This is a genomic window from Pseudoalteromonas sp. SCSIO 43210 (assembly GCF_054133285.1).
The window spans coordinates 3,037,416-3,053,078 of record NZ_CP087225.1; the positions used below are offsets into that span (position 1 = coordinate 3,037,416).

The 15,663-nt window shown below is 38.7% G+C and carries 14 protein-coding genes; 7 read left to right on the forward strand and 7 right to left on the reverse strand.

From position 1 onward, the window contains the following. Nucleotides 1-6: 6 nt before the first annotated feature. Both clpA and clpS read right to left on the reverse strand, forming a co-directional pair. Nucleotides 7-2,268, reverse strand: coding sequence for an ATP-dependent Clp protease ATP-binding subunit ClpA (gene clpA / locus LOS73_RS13045; RefSeq protein WP_033030412.1), 2,262 nt, complete (start codon nt 2,266-2,268; stop codon nt 7-9). A 68-nt stretch (nt 2,269-2,336) separates the two neighbouring features. After that, nucleotides 2,337-2,645 (reverse strand): ATP-dependent Clp protease adapter ClpS, encoded by a 309-nt coding sequence (gene clpS, locus LOS73_RS13050; RefSeq protein ID WP_007375663.1) that lies wholly within the window; start codon nt 2,643-2,645, stop codon nt 2,337-2,339. A gap of 209 nt (nt 2,646-2,854) precedes the next feature. On the opposite strand from clpS, the gene cspD reads away from it, so the two are divergent. Next, nucleotides 2,855-3,073 (forward strand): cold shock domain-containing protein CspD, encoded by a 219-nt coding sequence (cspD, locus tag LOS73_RS13055; RefSeq protein ID WP_002962500.1) that lies wholly within the window; start codon nt 2,855-2,857, stop codon nt 3,071-3,073. Nucleotides 3,074-3,590: 517 nt separating this feature from the next. Then, nucleotides 3,591-5,813, forward strand: coding sequence for an NADP-dependent isocitrate dehydrogenase (locus LOS73_RS13060; RefSeq protein WP_457934966.1), 2,223 nt, complete (start codon nt 3,591-3,593; stop codon nt 5,811-5,813). Nucleotides 5,814-6,312: 499 nt separating this feature from the next. Here the strand turns inward: LOS73_RS13060 and LOS73_RS13065 are convergent, their stop codons facing one another. From LOS73_RS13065 to LOS73_RS13075, 3 genes are all read right to left on the reverse strand, one after another. Continuing rightward, nucleotides 6,313-7,560, reverse strand: a complete 1,248-nt coding sequence (locus LOS73_RS13065; protein WP_007375661.1) for an amidohydrolase family protein — start codon at nt 7,558-7,560, stop codon at nt 6,313-6,315. Nucleotides 7,561-7,572: 12 nt separating this feature from the next. After that, a complete protein-coding gene (locus LOS73_RS13070) occupies nt 7,573-8,955 on the reverse strand; it encodes an amidohydrolase (protein WP_457933801.1) in 1,383 nt (460 codons plus the stop codon). Nucleotides 8,956-9,055: 100 nt separating this feature from the next. After that, a complete protein-coding gene (locus LOS73_RS13075; protein ID WP_007375659.1) occupies nt 9,056-9,841 on the reverse strand; it encodes a hypothetical protein in 786 nt (261 codons plus the stop codon). A gap of 250 nt (nt 9,842-10,091) precedes the next feature. On the opposite strand from LOS73_RS13075, the gene LOS73_RS13080 reads away from it, so the two are divergent. Next, complete coding sequence (locus LOS73_RS13080; protein ID WP_007375658.1) at nt 10,092-10,451, forward strand: DUF3718 domain-containing protein; 360 nt, start codon at nt 10,092-10,094, stop codon at nt 10,449-10,451. A gap of 58 nt (nt 10,452-10,509) precedes the next feature. On the opposite strand, the gene LOS73_RS13085 is transcribed toward LOS73_RS13080, so the two are convergent. Continuing rightward, nucleotides 10,510-11,202: a DUF445 domain-containing protein gene (locus LOS73_RS13085; protein WP_457933802.1), complete on the reverse strand. Its 693-nt coding sequence runs from the start codon at nt 11,200-11,202 to the stop codon at nt 10,510-10,512. A 124-nt stretch (nt 11,203-11,326) separates the two neighbouring features. Here LOS73_RS13085 and LOS73_RS13090 point away from each other — a divergent pair, with 124 nt between their 5' ends. Both LOS73_RS13090 and LOS73_RS13095 read left to right on the forward strand, forming a co-directional pair. Then, nucleotides 11,327-12,199 (forward strand): fructosamine kinase family protein, encoded by an 873-nt coding sequence (locus LOS73_RS13090; RefSeq protein ID WP_457933803.1) that lies wholly within the window; start codon nt 11,327-11,329, stop codon nt 12,197-12,199. 115 nt (nt 12,200-12,314) lie between these two features. Then, on the forward strand, nt 12,315-12,518 hold the full coding sequence (locus LOS73_RS13095; RefSeq protein ID WP_007375655.1) for a CPXCG motif-containing cysteine-rich protein: 204 nt from the start codon (nt 12,315-12,317) through the stop codon (nt 12,516-12,518). Nucleotide 12,519: 1 nt separating this feature from the next. Here the strand turns inward: LOS73_RS13095 and LOS73_RS13100 are convergent, their stop codons facing one another. Then, on the reverse strand, nt 12,520-13,146 hold the full coding sequence (locus LOS73_RS13100) for a riboflavin synthase subunit alpha (RefSeq protein ID WP_149614497.1): 627 nt from the start codon (nt 13,144-13,146) through the stop codon (nt 12,520-12,522). 128 nt (nt 13,147-13,274) lie between these two features. On the opposite strand from LOS73_RS13100, the gene LOS73_RS13105 reads away from it, so the two are divergent. Beyond that, the gene (locus LOS73_RS13105; protein ID WP_457933804.1) at nt 13,275-14,630 is read left to right on the forward strand and encodes an MATE family efflux transporter; all 1,356 of its coding nucleotides are present in this window, start codon (nt 13,275-13,277) and stop codon (nt 14,628-14,630) included. Next, nucleotides 14,608-15,660, forward strand: a complete 1,053-nt coding sequence (locus LOS73_RS13110) for a DUF3080 family protein (protein WP_457933805.1) — start codon at nt 14,608-14,610, stop codon at nt 15,658-15,660. Before LOS73_RS13105 ends, LOS73_RS13110 begins: the two co-directional genes overlap by 23 nt. Nucleotides 15,661-15,663: the final 3 nt, after the last annotated feature.

Consider the following 15,663-nt stretch of genomic DNA (forward strand, 5'->3'; position numbering starts at 1 on the left):
AACGTTTTACGCTGGTGTTAAGCTACTCTCGTAATCAAACCGAATCTTCTTGTCTTTAACCGATACTTTAACCGTACCGCCATCAACAAGTTCACCAAACAGTATTTCGTTAGCTAATTGCTTTTTAAGCTCTTCTTGAATAACACGTGCCATTGGTCGTGCACCCATTGCTTTATCGTAGCCTTTATCTGCCAACCACTCACGTGCTTTAGACGTAAGCTCAAGGTTAACCGATTTTTTATCAAGCTGGGATTGCAGTTCCACAATAAATTTATCAACCACCATTAAAATAACTTCACGTTCAAGGTGATTAAACCAAATGATGTTATCTAAACGGTTTCTAAATTCTGGCGAGAATACTTTATTAATTTCGCCCATTGCATCATGCGTGTGATCTTGCTCTGTAAAACCAATCGACTTGCGTGTGGTTTCTTGCACACCAGCGTTAGTTGTCATTACCACAACTACATTTCTAAAATCGGCTTTACGACCGTTATTATCGGTTAACGTACCGTGATCCATTACCTGTAGTAGGATGTTATAAATGTCTGGATGCGCTTTTTCAATCTCATCTAAAAGTACAACTGCATGTGGGTTTTTAATAACAGCTTCTGTTAATAAACCACCTTGCTCAAAGCCAACATATCCTGGTGGAGCACCAATTAATCGACTTATAGCATGGCGCTCTACATATTCAGACATATCAAAACGAATAAACTCAACACCCATGCATTTAGCAAGCTGTTTAGTGACTTCTGTTTTACCCACACCGGTAGGTCCTGCAAATAAGAACGAGCCAACTGGTTTTTCTTCGCTTGATAAACCAGAGCGAGATAAACGAATAGCTGATGTAAGCGCGTCAATAGATTGATCTTGCCCAAACACAAGCATTTTAAGATTACGGTCTAGGTTTTTAAGCGTTTCTTTATCTGTTGACGATACGCTTTGCGCTGGGATACGTGCCATTTTAGATATAATTAGTTCTATATCTGCCACGCCAATGGTTTTTTTACGTTTAGAGCTAGGTTGCAGGCGCTGACTTGCACCGGCTTCATCAATTACATCAATTGCTTTATCTGGCAAGTGGCGTTCATTAATGTATTTAGCACTTAGCTCTGCTGCTGCTTTTAATGCTTTTTGAGTATAACGAATACCATGGTGCTCTTCGTAACGCTCTTTTAAGCCATTTAATATTTTGGTGGTATCGGCAACACTTGGTTCAAGCACATCTATTTTTTGAAAACGACGTACTAGTGCACGATCTTTCTCAAAAATATTTTTATACTCATTGTAAGTTGTTGAACCCATACAACGTAACTTTCCACTTGAAAGCAGTGGTTTAAGCAAGTTTGATGCATCCATAACGCCACCAGACGCTGCGCCGGCACCAATTATGGTATGTATTTCATCAATAAATAAAATAGACCCAGGCTGTGCTTGTAGCTCTTTTAATAAGCTTTTAAAGCGCTTTTCAAAATCGCCACGGTATTTAGTACCCGCAAGCAATGCCCCCATATCTAGCGAGTACACAACTGCATCAGCAATGACTTCTGGTACTTGCTCGTTAACAATACGATACGCTAAGCCTTCGGCAATTGCTGTCTTACCAACACCTGCTTCACCAACTAGTAATGGGTTGTTCTTTTTGCGACGACACAATACTTGTACCGTGCGCTCTACTTCGCTGTCACGTCCAATCAAAGGGTCTATATTGCCTTCACGTGCTTGAACGTTTAAGTTGGTTGTAAAGCTGTCTAGCTTGCTTGCTTCTTCATTTTGTACTTCTTGCACTTCTTCATGAATATCATCGGTGTCATCCCCTAACTCATCATCGGCTTTAGAAATACCGTGTGAAATAAAGTTAACAATATCTAAACGCGATACATCTTGCTTTTTAAGTAAATAAACAGCTTGGCTCTCTTGCTCAGAAAAAATAGCAACTAGCACGTTTACGCCAGTAACTTCATTTTTACCTGACGATTGCACATGAAACACCGCACGCTGTAATACACGCTGAAAACCAAGCGTTGGCTGAGTTTCACGTTCTTCTTCTAGATCTGGGATGACGGGTGTTGTTTCGTCAATAAATTCTAATAATTCGGTTTTTAAGCCAGAAAGATTAACACCGCACGCATTTAGGGCTTCTCCTGCTGAAGGATTATCTAACAGCGCAAGTAAAAGGTGCTCTACGGTCATAAACTCATGACGGCGAGTGCGCGCTTCACGAAACGCGGCATTTAATGTGAGTTCTAAGTCTTTGTTTAGCATTGGCAACCCCTTACTGAGATAATAATTTATACCACAACAATCGGATGTTTGATCACCCTAATTGGTATTTATTCCTGCTCACAACTACAAAGCAGTGGATGCTCGTTATCACGCGCGTAGCGGTTAACTTGTTCAACCTTAGTATGGGCTACATCGGCGCTGTAAACACCGCAAATACCCTTACCTTTTTCATGAACCTGAAGCATCACGTCGGTTGCTCTATCGCTATCCATATTAAAAAACGTCGTTAAAACTTCTATTACAAAGTCCATCGGCGTGTAGTCGTCGTTATTTAAAACAACTTTATATTTTCGCGGTGGTTGTAGCTTTTGCTTTTCACTGTCGCGAACTGTGTCAATTACACCTGAATCTTTCATACCACTCATAATTAAATATAGTCTTGTCTTTGTAACTCAAGCAAACTTGAATAAAAAATAAATAAAATGTTAAAAAAATAACTCAAAACACTTGACTGGTTGGCTAAATAAACTACAGTCAAACATAGATTGATTAAACCTTAATCAGTCTAGCAAATTATACGGTTTAGAATAACTAAATTAGTCAACTTATTGAAGGATGTAGAAGTATGGCTTGCGGTAAAGTTAAATGGTTCAACAACGCCAAAGGTTTTGGTTTCATCGTAGAAGACGGCTGCGAGAATGATATTTTCGCTCATTACTCAACTATTGTAATGGACGGATATAAAACACTTAAAGCTGGTCAAGATGTAACTTTCGAATTAGAACAAGGGCCTAAGGGCCTCCACGCTAAAAATATTGCCCCTGATGGCGACATTATAGAGTGAACAATGTTCTGTTCGACTAAAGCGAGTGACCTTTTTAGATCCTCGCTTAATTCCTTAAGCATACTTTTTATCTCTTCACCCTTATTTATTGCCCCTTTTTGCCCAAATTCAACCCTTTTCCTTGAATTTATTTTATATACCCCAATGTTCTAAGAGTTAATTGTTTAACTGAGTATTGAGCTCGTTCATACTCTGGCCCTTTTTATTTAAGCTTGTTACACTCTTAATGCTAGAACAGCGCATTAACACAACAGTTATCATACTTTTGCCAGTTTTAAATGTACTAGGCTAAAGGCTGATTTATTTTTGTTGATTTTTTAGCTATAAATACAATTCTAGTTCGTCAGGTGTGACTATTCTGCTTTTATAAAAAAGCAACGCTGAGTACCAACACCTAACAAACTATTCATTACGAGCGTACGTGTTTATTAACTTGTTTAATAATATTTACTCATTAGTAATGATTTTCTTTGCATTGTTGAATAAGACCTTATCGGTCGACTATCTAGGAATGATGATGACATCAAAAATTATCTATACAAAAACGGACGAAGCTCCGGCACTAGCAACTTACTCGTTGCTACCTATCATCCAAGCATATACAAATGCGGCCGGTGTTGAAGTTGAAACTCGCGACATTTCATTAGCAGGTCGTGTAATTGCTAGCTTCCCTGATTATTTAACACAAGAACAACGCATTGGCGATGCACTTGCTGAACTTGGCGAGCTTGCTAAAACACCAGAAGCGAACATCATCAAATTACCAAACATCAGTGCATCTGTTCCACAGCTGCGTGCTGTAATTAAAGAGCTTCAAGCAAAAGGTTACGCGCTTCCAGAATACCCTGTTGAACCTAAAAATGATGAAGAAAAAGCAATTCAAGCCGCTTACGACAAAATTAAAGGCAGTGCAGTAAACCCAGTACTACGTGAAGGTAACTCTGATCGTCGCGCACCAGGTTCTGTAAAAGAATATGCACGTAACAACCCACATTCAATGGGTGCGTGGAGCAAAGATTCTCAGTCTTACGTTGCAAGCATGAGCGAAGGTGATTTCTTTGGGTCTGAGCAATCAGTCACTGTAGATACAGCCACTGATGTGCGTATTGAACATGTTGCAACTAACGGTGACGTTACTGTTCTTAAACAAAGCACACCTCTTTTAGCTGGCGAAGTAATTGATGCATCAAGCATTAGCGCTTCTAAGCTTCAAGCTTTCTTGGCTGCTGAAATTGATGCTGCTAAAGAAAAAGGTGTTTTATTCTCGCTTCACATGAAAGCGACAATGATGAAAGTATCTGATCCAATCATCTTCGGTCATGCTGTAAAAGTATTCTACAAAGATGTGTTTGCTAAACACGGTGAGCTTTTTGAAGAGCTAGGTGTTGATGTAAATAATGGTTTAGGCGACGTATATTCTAAAATTCAAACATTAGACGATGCTAAGCGCGAAGAAATCGAAGCAGACATTCAAGCTGTTTACGCTAACCGCCCTGCTATTGCTATGGTTGATTCTGACCGTGGTATTACAAACTTACACGTACCAAGTGACGTGATCATCGATGCATCTATGCCTGCAGCAATCCGTTCAAGCGGTCAAATGTGGAATAACGATGGTAAATTACAAGACACTAGCTTTGTAATTCCTGATCGTTGTTACTCGAGTGTTTACCAAGCAACTATCGATTTTTGTAAAGAAAATGGCGCGTTTGATCCAACAACAATGGGTAGCGTTCCAAACGTAGGCCTTATGGCTCAAAAAGCTGAAGAATACGGTTCACACGACAAAACATTTGAAGCAAAAGCGGACGGTTCTATCCGTGTTGTTGATGCAAATGGTAATACATTACTTGAGCACAGTGTTGAGCAAGGCGATATCTGGCGTATGTGTCAGGTTAAAGACGCACCAATTCAAGATTGGGTTAAGCTTGCAGTAAATCGTGCACGCGCAACAGGCGTTCCAGCTATTTTTTGGTTAGACGAAAACCGTGCACATGATGCGCAGCTAATCAAAAAAGTAAACAAATACCTACCAGATCACGATACCGCTGGTCTAGATATTCAAATTTTAGCACCGCTTGAAGCAACATTGTTCTCATTAGCGCGTATTAAAGAAGGTAAAGACACGATTTCTGTAACAGGTAATGTATTACGTGATTACCTTACAGACTTATTCCCAATTTTAGAGTTGGGTACGAGTGCTAAAATGCTTTCAATTGTTCCACTTATGAACGGTGGTGGCTTATTTGAAACTGGCGCGGGTGGTTCTGCACCTAAGCATGTTCAACAATTTGAAAAAGAAAATCACTTACGTTGGGATTCTTTAGGTGAATTTTTAGCACTTGCTGCATCACTTGAGCACCTTAGCGTAACTACGGGTAACAACAAGGCACAAGTACTTGCTGATACACTAGACAAAGCGACAGGCACATTCCTTGCTGAAAACAAGTCTCCTTCACGTAAAGTGAAAGAAATTGATAACCGTGGTTCTCATTTCTTCCTATCTTTATTCTGGGCACAAGAACTTGCTAAGCAAAGTGATGACAGTGAACTTAAAGCACAGTTTACTCAAATTGCTAGCGACCTTGAGTCTAATAAAGAGCAAATCGTAAGTGAGCTTAACGATGCGCAAGGCCCTGCAGTTGATTTAGGCGGTTACTTCCAGCCTAACGATGATGCAGCGTTTAAAGCGATGCGTCCAAGCACTACATTTAACGATATTCTTGCTAAATTAGTATAAATATTGGTTTAAATTTAAAAGCCGCTTACTTGTAAAAGTAAGCGGCTTTTTTATGTCTGATACCAATTCGCTTAATTAAGTGATCTATTTTTAGGATGGAAAAACGTGTTGATAGCTAGGCAAAAAATTTGCTATTTAGTCGTTCTCGGCAATTGCTCCTGCATTGCTCTACCTTCTGCATCCATGCAGTCGTAAATGAGAATTTTTTAACACAGGTAGCGACACGTTTAGCCCCGCAAAATGATTAAGTATTATTGCGGATTGGTATAAACTTTAAAAAAAGGCCGCTATTTATAAAATAGCGGCCTTTGAATAATTAAATTTATTTATTTAATTAATTAATTATTTAGTATCATACCAATTCGCTTAATTAAGTGATCAACTTTGAGGCAAGAAAATCTTGTCGATAACAAGGCAAAAATTTCGTTATTTAGTTGCTCTATATCAGAAATTTTTAACGCAGTTACCGTCAGATTTAATCCCTCAAATTGATTAAGTATTATTGCGGGTTGGTATAAGCACGTGGCATTTTTGAATCTGTCGTATAGCGGTCACGCAGTTTATCTTGACGAGATTGTGTAGATACCTCAACCCCATTGATAAACATTTTGCTCACATGACTGCTTAGTTCAAACGGGTCATTACTCCACATTACTACATCAGCGGCTTTACCAACTTCAAGGCTACCTGCATTAATACCAAATACATCAGCAACGTTTGATGTAACCGCTTTTAACGCACCTTCTTGGCTCATACCGTACGACACAGCATTACCAGCATCAAAACGTAGCTGATAAATGTTGTGGCTTGCATCGCCGCCTACTGTTAGTAATACTTTAACGCCCGCTTTTTCAAGCACACTAGCATTATCTAAACTCGCATGAAGCGAATCAAAGCTTCCTGGTAAGCTATCCATTGCACTAATGATCACTGGGATATTTGCTTTAGCAACGCGCTCTTTAACTACAACAGCATCTTGCGCACCGTTAAGCACTAAATTAATGCCAAATTGCTCTTTTACTTTAATGAGCTCAATAATATCAGCCGCACGTGATACGCCAACCACTAATGGCATTTCGCCAGTGAGTACTTTTGCCATGACTTTATCTTCAGTACTTGGTTTGTCATCATCTTTTTTGGCTTTTTTACCAGCTTTAGTTTTGTGCTCATCAAGCTTATTAATCAGTGTTTGCAAAGTAAAAGCACGAGAGCCTTTGCTGCGCTCACCTAAGTAAACAATTAAAGCGGCCTGTTTTTGTATGTCGCTGTCAAAACTACCACTTAAATCAACAACACTCGCAAGGCCTGAAAAAATGCTATCGCCGCCATGTGGAGTAATTACATCGCGTGTTACGCCGCCTTTACGAGCATAAGGCACTAAGCTTGAATGAGCGTTGTAAGCCAAGCTTACGTCAAAATCGATACCGGCTTTATCCTCGCCTGCATCGCGTGAGCCCGCAACTGCACTTACTTCAACTAAACCAAGTTGATTAATACTTGCAATAAAGCCAGGGGTTACAATTTGACCTTTTGCATCAATAACCTTATCGGCTTTCACTTCAGTTGGGTTAATCGCGGTGATTTTACCATCTGTCATTACAATGCTTGCCGCTTCTAATACACCTTGATCAGATGACGTATGTAATGTTGCATTAATAATTGCTAGCGATTGTGCGCTTACAGCACCAGATGCTAATAATCCTGCAGCAACCAGAGAAAGCGAAAACGAACGTGATAAATTTTTCATTCTGGGTGCTCCTTATTGTTGACCTAACATAAAATCACTTACTGCTTGATACGCGCTGTCGTTTCTATCGTAAACTTTTGCACCATCAACAAACACTTGTTCAGCTTTAGCATAAACACTAAATGGGCTTTGATTCCAAATAACAACATCGCCCTGCTTACCGGCTTCTAGTGAACCTGTTTTGTCATCAATACCTAACGATTTAGCAGCGTTAGACGTGATCCATTTAATAGCGTGTTGCTCAGAAATATCAAAACCATTTTCGTTAGCGCGGTACATAACCTTGCCCGCTTCTTGGTTTAAACGCTGAATAGTAGTATCTGAATCTGAGTGAACAACTGCACACGAGTTTTTAACCGCATCAACAATAGCCACGTTTTCTTGTACCATATCGTAGGCTTCCATTTTAAAGCCCCACCAGTCTGGCCAAAGTGCAGCACACGAACCATTTTGGGCAAGTAAGTCAGCAATTTTATATGCTTCTACACCGTGATGAAAAGTACCCGCGTGGTAACCAAATTCTTTTGACAGGTCAATCATCATTGCCATTTCTTCAGCTTTATAACAATGATTATGAATCATCACTTCGCCTTCAAGCACACCGCGTAGCGTATCGTGTTTAATATCACGTACTGGTGCTTTTGGGTTTAAACCTGCCGCGTAATCGGCATCGTACTTATCCCATGCACGTTTGTATTGAGCAGCTTCAGCCCATGCCATACGGTAACCAGCCATATTACCCATACGAGTTGAAGGCAGCACGCCTTTGCGACCATAAACACGTTTAGGGTTTTCACCACATGCCATTTTTAAACCATACGGCGCGCCAGGAAATTTCATGCTTTGCATAGTGTGTGCAGGTACATTTTTAAGCGTAACACCGCGACCACCAAATAAGTTAGCTGAGCCTGGTAAAATTTGCAGAGAAGTAATGCCGCCTTCGCGGGCGCGGTTAAAGCCTGGATCTTGTGGCCAGACAGAATGCTCAACCCACACTTCTGCAGTGTTAGGGCTGGTCATTTCGTTACCATCTTGATGCGATTCAACCGACGGGCTTGGGTATGCGCCTAAATGTGAATGTACGTCAATAATACCCGGTGTTACCCATTTGCCTTGTGCATCAATTGTAATATCAGCAGTGGCTGTTAAGTCTTTACCGACTTGTTGTACTTTGCCGTCAACAAGTAATACATCTGTTTCATCTAAACGCTCACCAGTACCTGTTAAAACGGTGGCATTGGTAATTAATGTGCTAGATGTAGAAACTGGCTGATAAGTACTTGGGTAAGGGTTTTTGTTAATTGTTATTTTATCGTCTTGCGGGCCGTTTTCTTGGCAACCTACAAGTGCAGCAGCTAAGCCCACTGCTAATAAAGAAGGTGCAAATTTTTGCATGTTGTTTGGATCTCCTGTTTTTTTGCTACTTTAGCGAAAGCTAAGGAATAAAGCCAAAAAAACAGGTGAAAACGCAGTTAATTAAGATGAATATCTGTAATTATTTCTTTATATAATTGTTATACAACTTTTCAAGCGCACCTTCGGTGGTAAGCGAGGGGTCTTTGCTTATAAAGTGCTTTACCGTACGCGTCACAAAATCAGAGTTTTGCTTATGTAGCTTTGAAAAATCTTTAATAAGTGTATTACCGTCTTTAGCTGCAGTTACTTTGTCATGACGGTGACGATACTGGCTCAATGCTTTATTAAAATCACCTTGGTAGTCTTCAACCAAAATTTTATAAAAGTCACTTTTTTGTACGTTTAAATCATTAATGCAGTAATTTAGCGCTTCTTTAAAGTCGGTAAATATCATGCCCTCTACATCAAACTCTTTCGTTTTTTCACGCACAGCTACTTTGGCATCTTCTGTGGCATAGCTAAAACCCGTAAAGGCTAAACGCTCAGCGGCTTCTTTTCCTAATTTCATACCCGCTTGAATACTATGGGCAAACTCGTCGCTAATGTCGCCAAGTTCGCTTTCTTCCCACATGTTATAAACGCGCAGTGGTTTAGCATATTTATTTGAGAGCTTTTTTTTAAGCTTGGTAAAACGCTCATCAATCGTCATCAGTCTTTCGTTATGTAAAAGTGCATGACACTCATAACACGCAGGGATAGAGATAAAGTCAGCCTCTTCACCTAAATCAACAATGCTTTGTAGCATATGCAATGGTGGACAATGGTCGCGCTCTGTTGCTTCACAACCACAATAAAAACACTGGTTAAAATGCTGCTGATCGCAAGCGTATGCTTGCTGATAATAACTGGCTAACGTTTTGCTCACCGTTGCTCCTAAAAAAACACGACTAAATTATGGGGGCGATAATAACAGCCTGAAAAAATAAATCAGCTGTAATAAAAAAATTTATATAAGTGTGTCAAAAAACATACTTAAATTGCTATTAATTCATACATCTAATTATAAGTGTGTATTAATCACATACTTGCTTACAGCTTGTTGCATTTGGTTAACAGCTTTTTTATTCAATTCGTTTAATACTTACCCTGCACCCGCAAATAATGAGGAATAAATTATGAACATATTAAAAGCAACTTTATATACTGGCTTAGTATTAAGCGCGGCACTTATTACAACGCCAACTTTAGCAGCAAAATTTGTTGCTGCTGATACAAGCCCAGGTACACAGGCTTGTATGGCTGTTGCGTCTAATAAAGCCTATAAATTGCGTGCAACACTGCGTGATTTACGTACCAGTAAAGCCGCCATCAACAAACTGCAATGTAATAACTTACCAATAACAGAATTTGTATCACTTTATAATTTAGATAAAAGCGCTAATTATCTAAATATTGAAGCGACAACACGCACATCAATTAAAGATTTAGCCAAAGTAAACATGCCTACAGTAACTATTATTACAAGCCCTAAATAAATGGCAGCTAAAAAGCAATTAAGCAGGCTGTTAAACCGCTTGCTTAATTCATTTTAAGTTAGATAATCACCGCTATTAAGCCAAATAAACCACCAAATACACCGCCCCACACAACAAGCCAGCCTAGGTGCTCGCGGATCATAGTTTGAATAATCTCTTTCACCATCTTAGGGGTAAGCTCATCTAAGCGCTCATCAACTAGTTTAAGCACTGTTTTATATAAACTCTCTGCGCTGTTACCTTGTGAAAGTGTTTGGGTTACTAATGCTTTAAAATCGTCAGTTTGAGAGATCTCACCAAGCGACAGTTGCATTTTTTCAATAAACTTTTCACGCATTGGCTCTATTGCCGCTGTACCGCCAAACATTCCTAGCATACTGCCAAACTGAGATTGCTCTATTACTTCTAACAAATTGTCAAAAGCAGGGTTTAAATCAACATTGCTAATTATTGGCTCAAAGTCGATATTTGGCTGTGCTTTATTTAATAAATTATTAATTTTTTGCTCTGAAAAAAACTCCGTTAATATTAAGTTTCTTATGGCCACTTTAAAACTTTCAAATTTAAGTGCTATAACGCCTGAGCCATATAAAAACGGAACCTTTTCGAATAACATATGAATAGCCAATAAATTAGTTACCGCACCAGAAAGTGCAAATAAACCAACAGATAGCACAATTTCTTGATTAAACACAAAACCTACAACAACACATAAACCTGCTAGCGAATTGGTTATTAAACTTTTGTTCATTCTTACTCCATTACAGTAAATGTAGTTTTATGCAATATAGCCGTTAATTTTACAACGTTTAGATTGTTAAATTAATTCCTTTTTGCCATAGTTTAACTATCTGTTTAAAAGGTGAGCAATTGTTATGTGGAAAACAGTAAACGAGCACATCAGCCAAGCTATTCATTATGATTTTAAACACACCCACAAACGCCAACTACAAAGTTCCAGCTCCGATAAACTATTTCATTTAAGTAACGGTACACAAAACTACTTAGTAAAAGTAGCATTAAAAAATGAACTCGAACGTTTTGAAAGTGAAGCTATCGGTTTAGAACTTTTAGCACAAAATAGTGTATTTATGGTGCCCGATTGCATTGTAACAGGTGCAAACATAGAATTTTCGTTTATCGTTTTAGAATGGCTAGTACTTGATAAACAACCTCATGATACGTGGTCTTCTATGGGTAAAAACTTGGCTAAAATGCACACCATACATGAACAGGCTATGTTTGGTTTTGATGTAGACAATTATTTAGCTACAACCATACAACCTAACCGCTGGCATAAAAAATGGGGCGTATTTTATGCCGAAGAACGTATCGGCTGGCAATTACAGTTACTCGCTGAAAAAGGCATTAACTTTGTTGAACCCGAACGCTTAATAAATACGATAAAAGAACAACTCCATAGCCATCAAGTAAAGCCATCATTACTGCACGGTGATTTTTGGCGCGGAAACATGGGGTTTATCAATATGCTTCCAACCGTATTTAATCCAGCTTGTTATTATGGTGATCGGGAAGTTGATATTGCGATGAGCGAGTTGTTTGCCCCGCTCCCTGAAAATTTTTATACTGCCTACAATCAGCAATATCCGCTTTCGCAAAACTATCAAAAACGAAAATTGATTTATCAATTATACCCAATTTTAAATCACGCTAACATTTTTGCTGGACACTATCTCACTGAAGCAAAACAACATATAGAAATGCTCACAGCAACCAATGTAAAATAAGTGTCACAATCCTCCAGACCGACTATATTTAGTAAAGTAAGGAGTTCAGCTTTGATCCATTAAGTTTTTGCTAGAGTTATTTGCAACCACTTAATTATTTATAACTGGAGTGATTATGAAAGACTTTTTGTCACAACGAATCGCCTGCCCACATTGCGGACACCACATTCATTTAGACTTAGATGCAAGTATGGGCGATCAAGATTATATAGAAGACTGTGCAGCCTGCTGTAACCCAATTCATTTAAACATGCATATAGACTATGCTAACAATAAATTAGAGCTACACGTAGACAGCGACGACGAACAAATATTTTAATTTAAACCTGATGGCGTAAGTAATTTTCTACCGTGTTTACAATAGTATAAGTTTGCTGATCTACTTCAATATTTAGCTTATCACCTACTTGTGCTGCACCAATGTTTGTAATAGCGAGCGTTTCGGGAATAAGGTGTAACCAAAATCCTTGCTCGTCAATTTCACCCACGGTTAAGCTTGCGCCATTTATAGCAACAAAGCCTTTATATAACACATACTTTTTCCACTCTTTTGGTAAGCTTAATTGAATTTTACAGTTATTCTCAAGCTTCACAATTTGAGAGATTTGTGACGTACAATGAATATGCCCAGACACTATATGCCCACCCAATTCAGTACCAAACGTAACTGAGCGCTCGTAATTAACTAAGCTGCCTAGCTCAAGCAACCCTAAATTAGTTAGCTTTAGGGTTTCGTCAATCACATCAAAATGTACTTGCGCCACCACATCATGGTTACTTAGTTCAACTTGCACAACAGTTAAGCAACACCCGTTAATAGCTATACTTGCGCCTAAATCTAGGTGTTTTACATATTCATCACTTACCGATATAACTAAACGTAGAACGCCGGCTGTTTTAGTTTTAGAAACCACTGTTGCTTGCGTTTGCACTATTCCTGTAAACATAAAATCACTTAAAATTATTACAAAGTGATAGTTTAACGTATCAACTAATAAAATCATTCACAACTGAGATTTTTATTTGAAACACAATAGACTACAATTGCGTTCTGTTTTATTAAATAGCTGTTTTTATGACCTTTTGTAATTGGGAAGCTAAACGCTTACTCTCTCTTGCTCTTCCTGTTTTTTTAGCTCAAGTTACCCTTGTTTTAATGTCGGTGGTCGACACTATTATGGCCGGTCAAGTAAGTCCTACAGATTTAGCGGCACTGTCTATTGCCACAGGTATTTGGAATCCTTTGTTACTTGCATTACAAGGCATTTTATTAGCGCTCACCGGTATCATTGCTCAGTGTGCAGGTGCGAATGACAAAAAAGGTATTAGCCATTATTTTCAACAAGCCCTTTATTTAACCGTACTATTGAGTGCTATAGGGTTCGGTATCACTTATCTAGCCGACATAATTATATTAAGGCTCGATACCAGCCCAGCAATTGCAAGCCTCGCTTTTGACTACATTCATTTTGTTAAATGGGGTGTATTCGGCTTTTTAATTTTTACCACTTATAGAAACATGACCGAAGGCATGGGCATGACTAAACCCGCTTTTTACATAAGCTTGCTGGGTTTAGCTGTGAATATTCCGGTAAATTATATTTTTATAAATGGTTTATTTGGTTTACCTGCCTACGGCGGCGCGGGTTGTGGTATTGCAACAGCAATTGTTTTAACTGTTATGGCAATTGCACAAGTGACTTACTGCCAACTAAGTAAAAAAGTAGACGCCAAAGGCCTACTTACTCCATTTGAAAAACCTAACCTAGCCACCATTGCAACGATTACAAAATTAGGTATTCCAATTTCATTAGCCACCTTTTTTGAAGTAACCTTATTTGCCTGTATTCCTCTATTTATAGCGCATTTAGGCGCTGTGGCTGTATCAGGCCATCAAATAGCAGCCAGTGTAACTACATTATTGTTTATGATGCCGCTAAGCCTTTCTATCGCTATTAGTATCCGTATTGGTAATCTATATGGTCAAAATCATTTAAAGCAATTAAGGGTCGCCGTGTCGACCAGTTATATTTTAGCGATTGTTATCGCATTGTTTTTAGCACTTATTACATTTACAGGTCGTGATTTAATTAGCCAGTTGTACACAGATAGTCCCGAAGTAATTGCCCTTGCTACCTCAATTATGATTTTAGCCTGTGTTTATCAACTACCTGATGCTCTGCAAGTAGCCGCAAACGGTGTATTACGGGGTTTAAAATACACAGCACCTATTTCCTATATCACCTTTATATCGTATTGGTTAATCGGCTTTAGCTTAGGTTACGTATTGGCAAGAACAGACATAATAGTGCCAGCAATGGGGCCACACGGTTTTTGGGTCGGAATAATAGTCGGGCTAACCGTTGCCGCCGTATTGTTGATGCTCACAGTAAATAAGCGCTTTAAACGTGAACCATTCATTACCGAGTAAATTAATAATAAAGCGCTCACTACCAGTCGTTATATTGCTGCTAGTGAGCGTTTTTACGCTAACTAGTTGCAGTAAAGCACCTAGCTCAATAAATAATACCTACATAACGCGTTTAAGTGACACACTTAACACCTCACCCATTACACCGGTAGTGCTTGAGCAATTAAAACTAACAAAACCGTCAGTGCTCAGCGAAAGCAAAATTACCCTAAGCATAGTTGAACTTGCTGGACTTACCCGCTGTAGGCTTAATGTACTTATAAGCGAGCACAATAATCAACTTGGCAAAACAGCAACTGCGGCGAGCCAACTAAAGTACCAAATAAATTTCATTCAAAACGCTGATAATTGCTTAAATACACTTGATGACAATACCGCTATTTATAGCAAAATAAGTGACGCAAAAAATCAAAAGCAAGCACACTTAATGCACTACTTTAATACCATGCTATTTAAAGAGCCTGAGCTCAACCGTACTTGGTTACTCACATCAAACGAGCTTTCAATGCAACCTGCAGGGTATAGCGATACTGTAGAGGCGCTTACGCAACTTGTTACTATAAAAAAACAGATAAAATCTCAGCAATTTAGTCAAGTTAATACTGACAGCCTGTTTAATGCATTAGAGCAACTCAACAAATACAGATTTAACCAAGCGCTTATTCAATCCGCTAGGCAACAAATAGCACTCAACAACAGCGCAACTCAGTTTGTAAAAACAATAAGCTTCGGCGATCTTTGCCCTACGGGTAAAAATAAAAAAGAAGCTAAAATAATAAGTAATGTATTTCAAAAATATTATTTAAAACAAATTCAGCCATACCAAGCACAACTGACCGGATACCTTGAAGTATTACAACCACTTTACAACCGACTTTGGTTTGAAGAAAATATAACGGTTAAGCAAATTAATTATTTAATAGACGAAAACTCACCCAACAATTTACTAAATCAATTAAAAGGCTCAGCAGTAGATCATGTAGTTTGGTGGCAAAAATTTTATAAAACGTGTGAAATAAGCCCAATATGAATA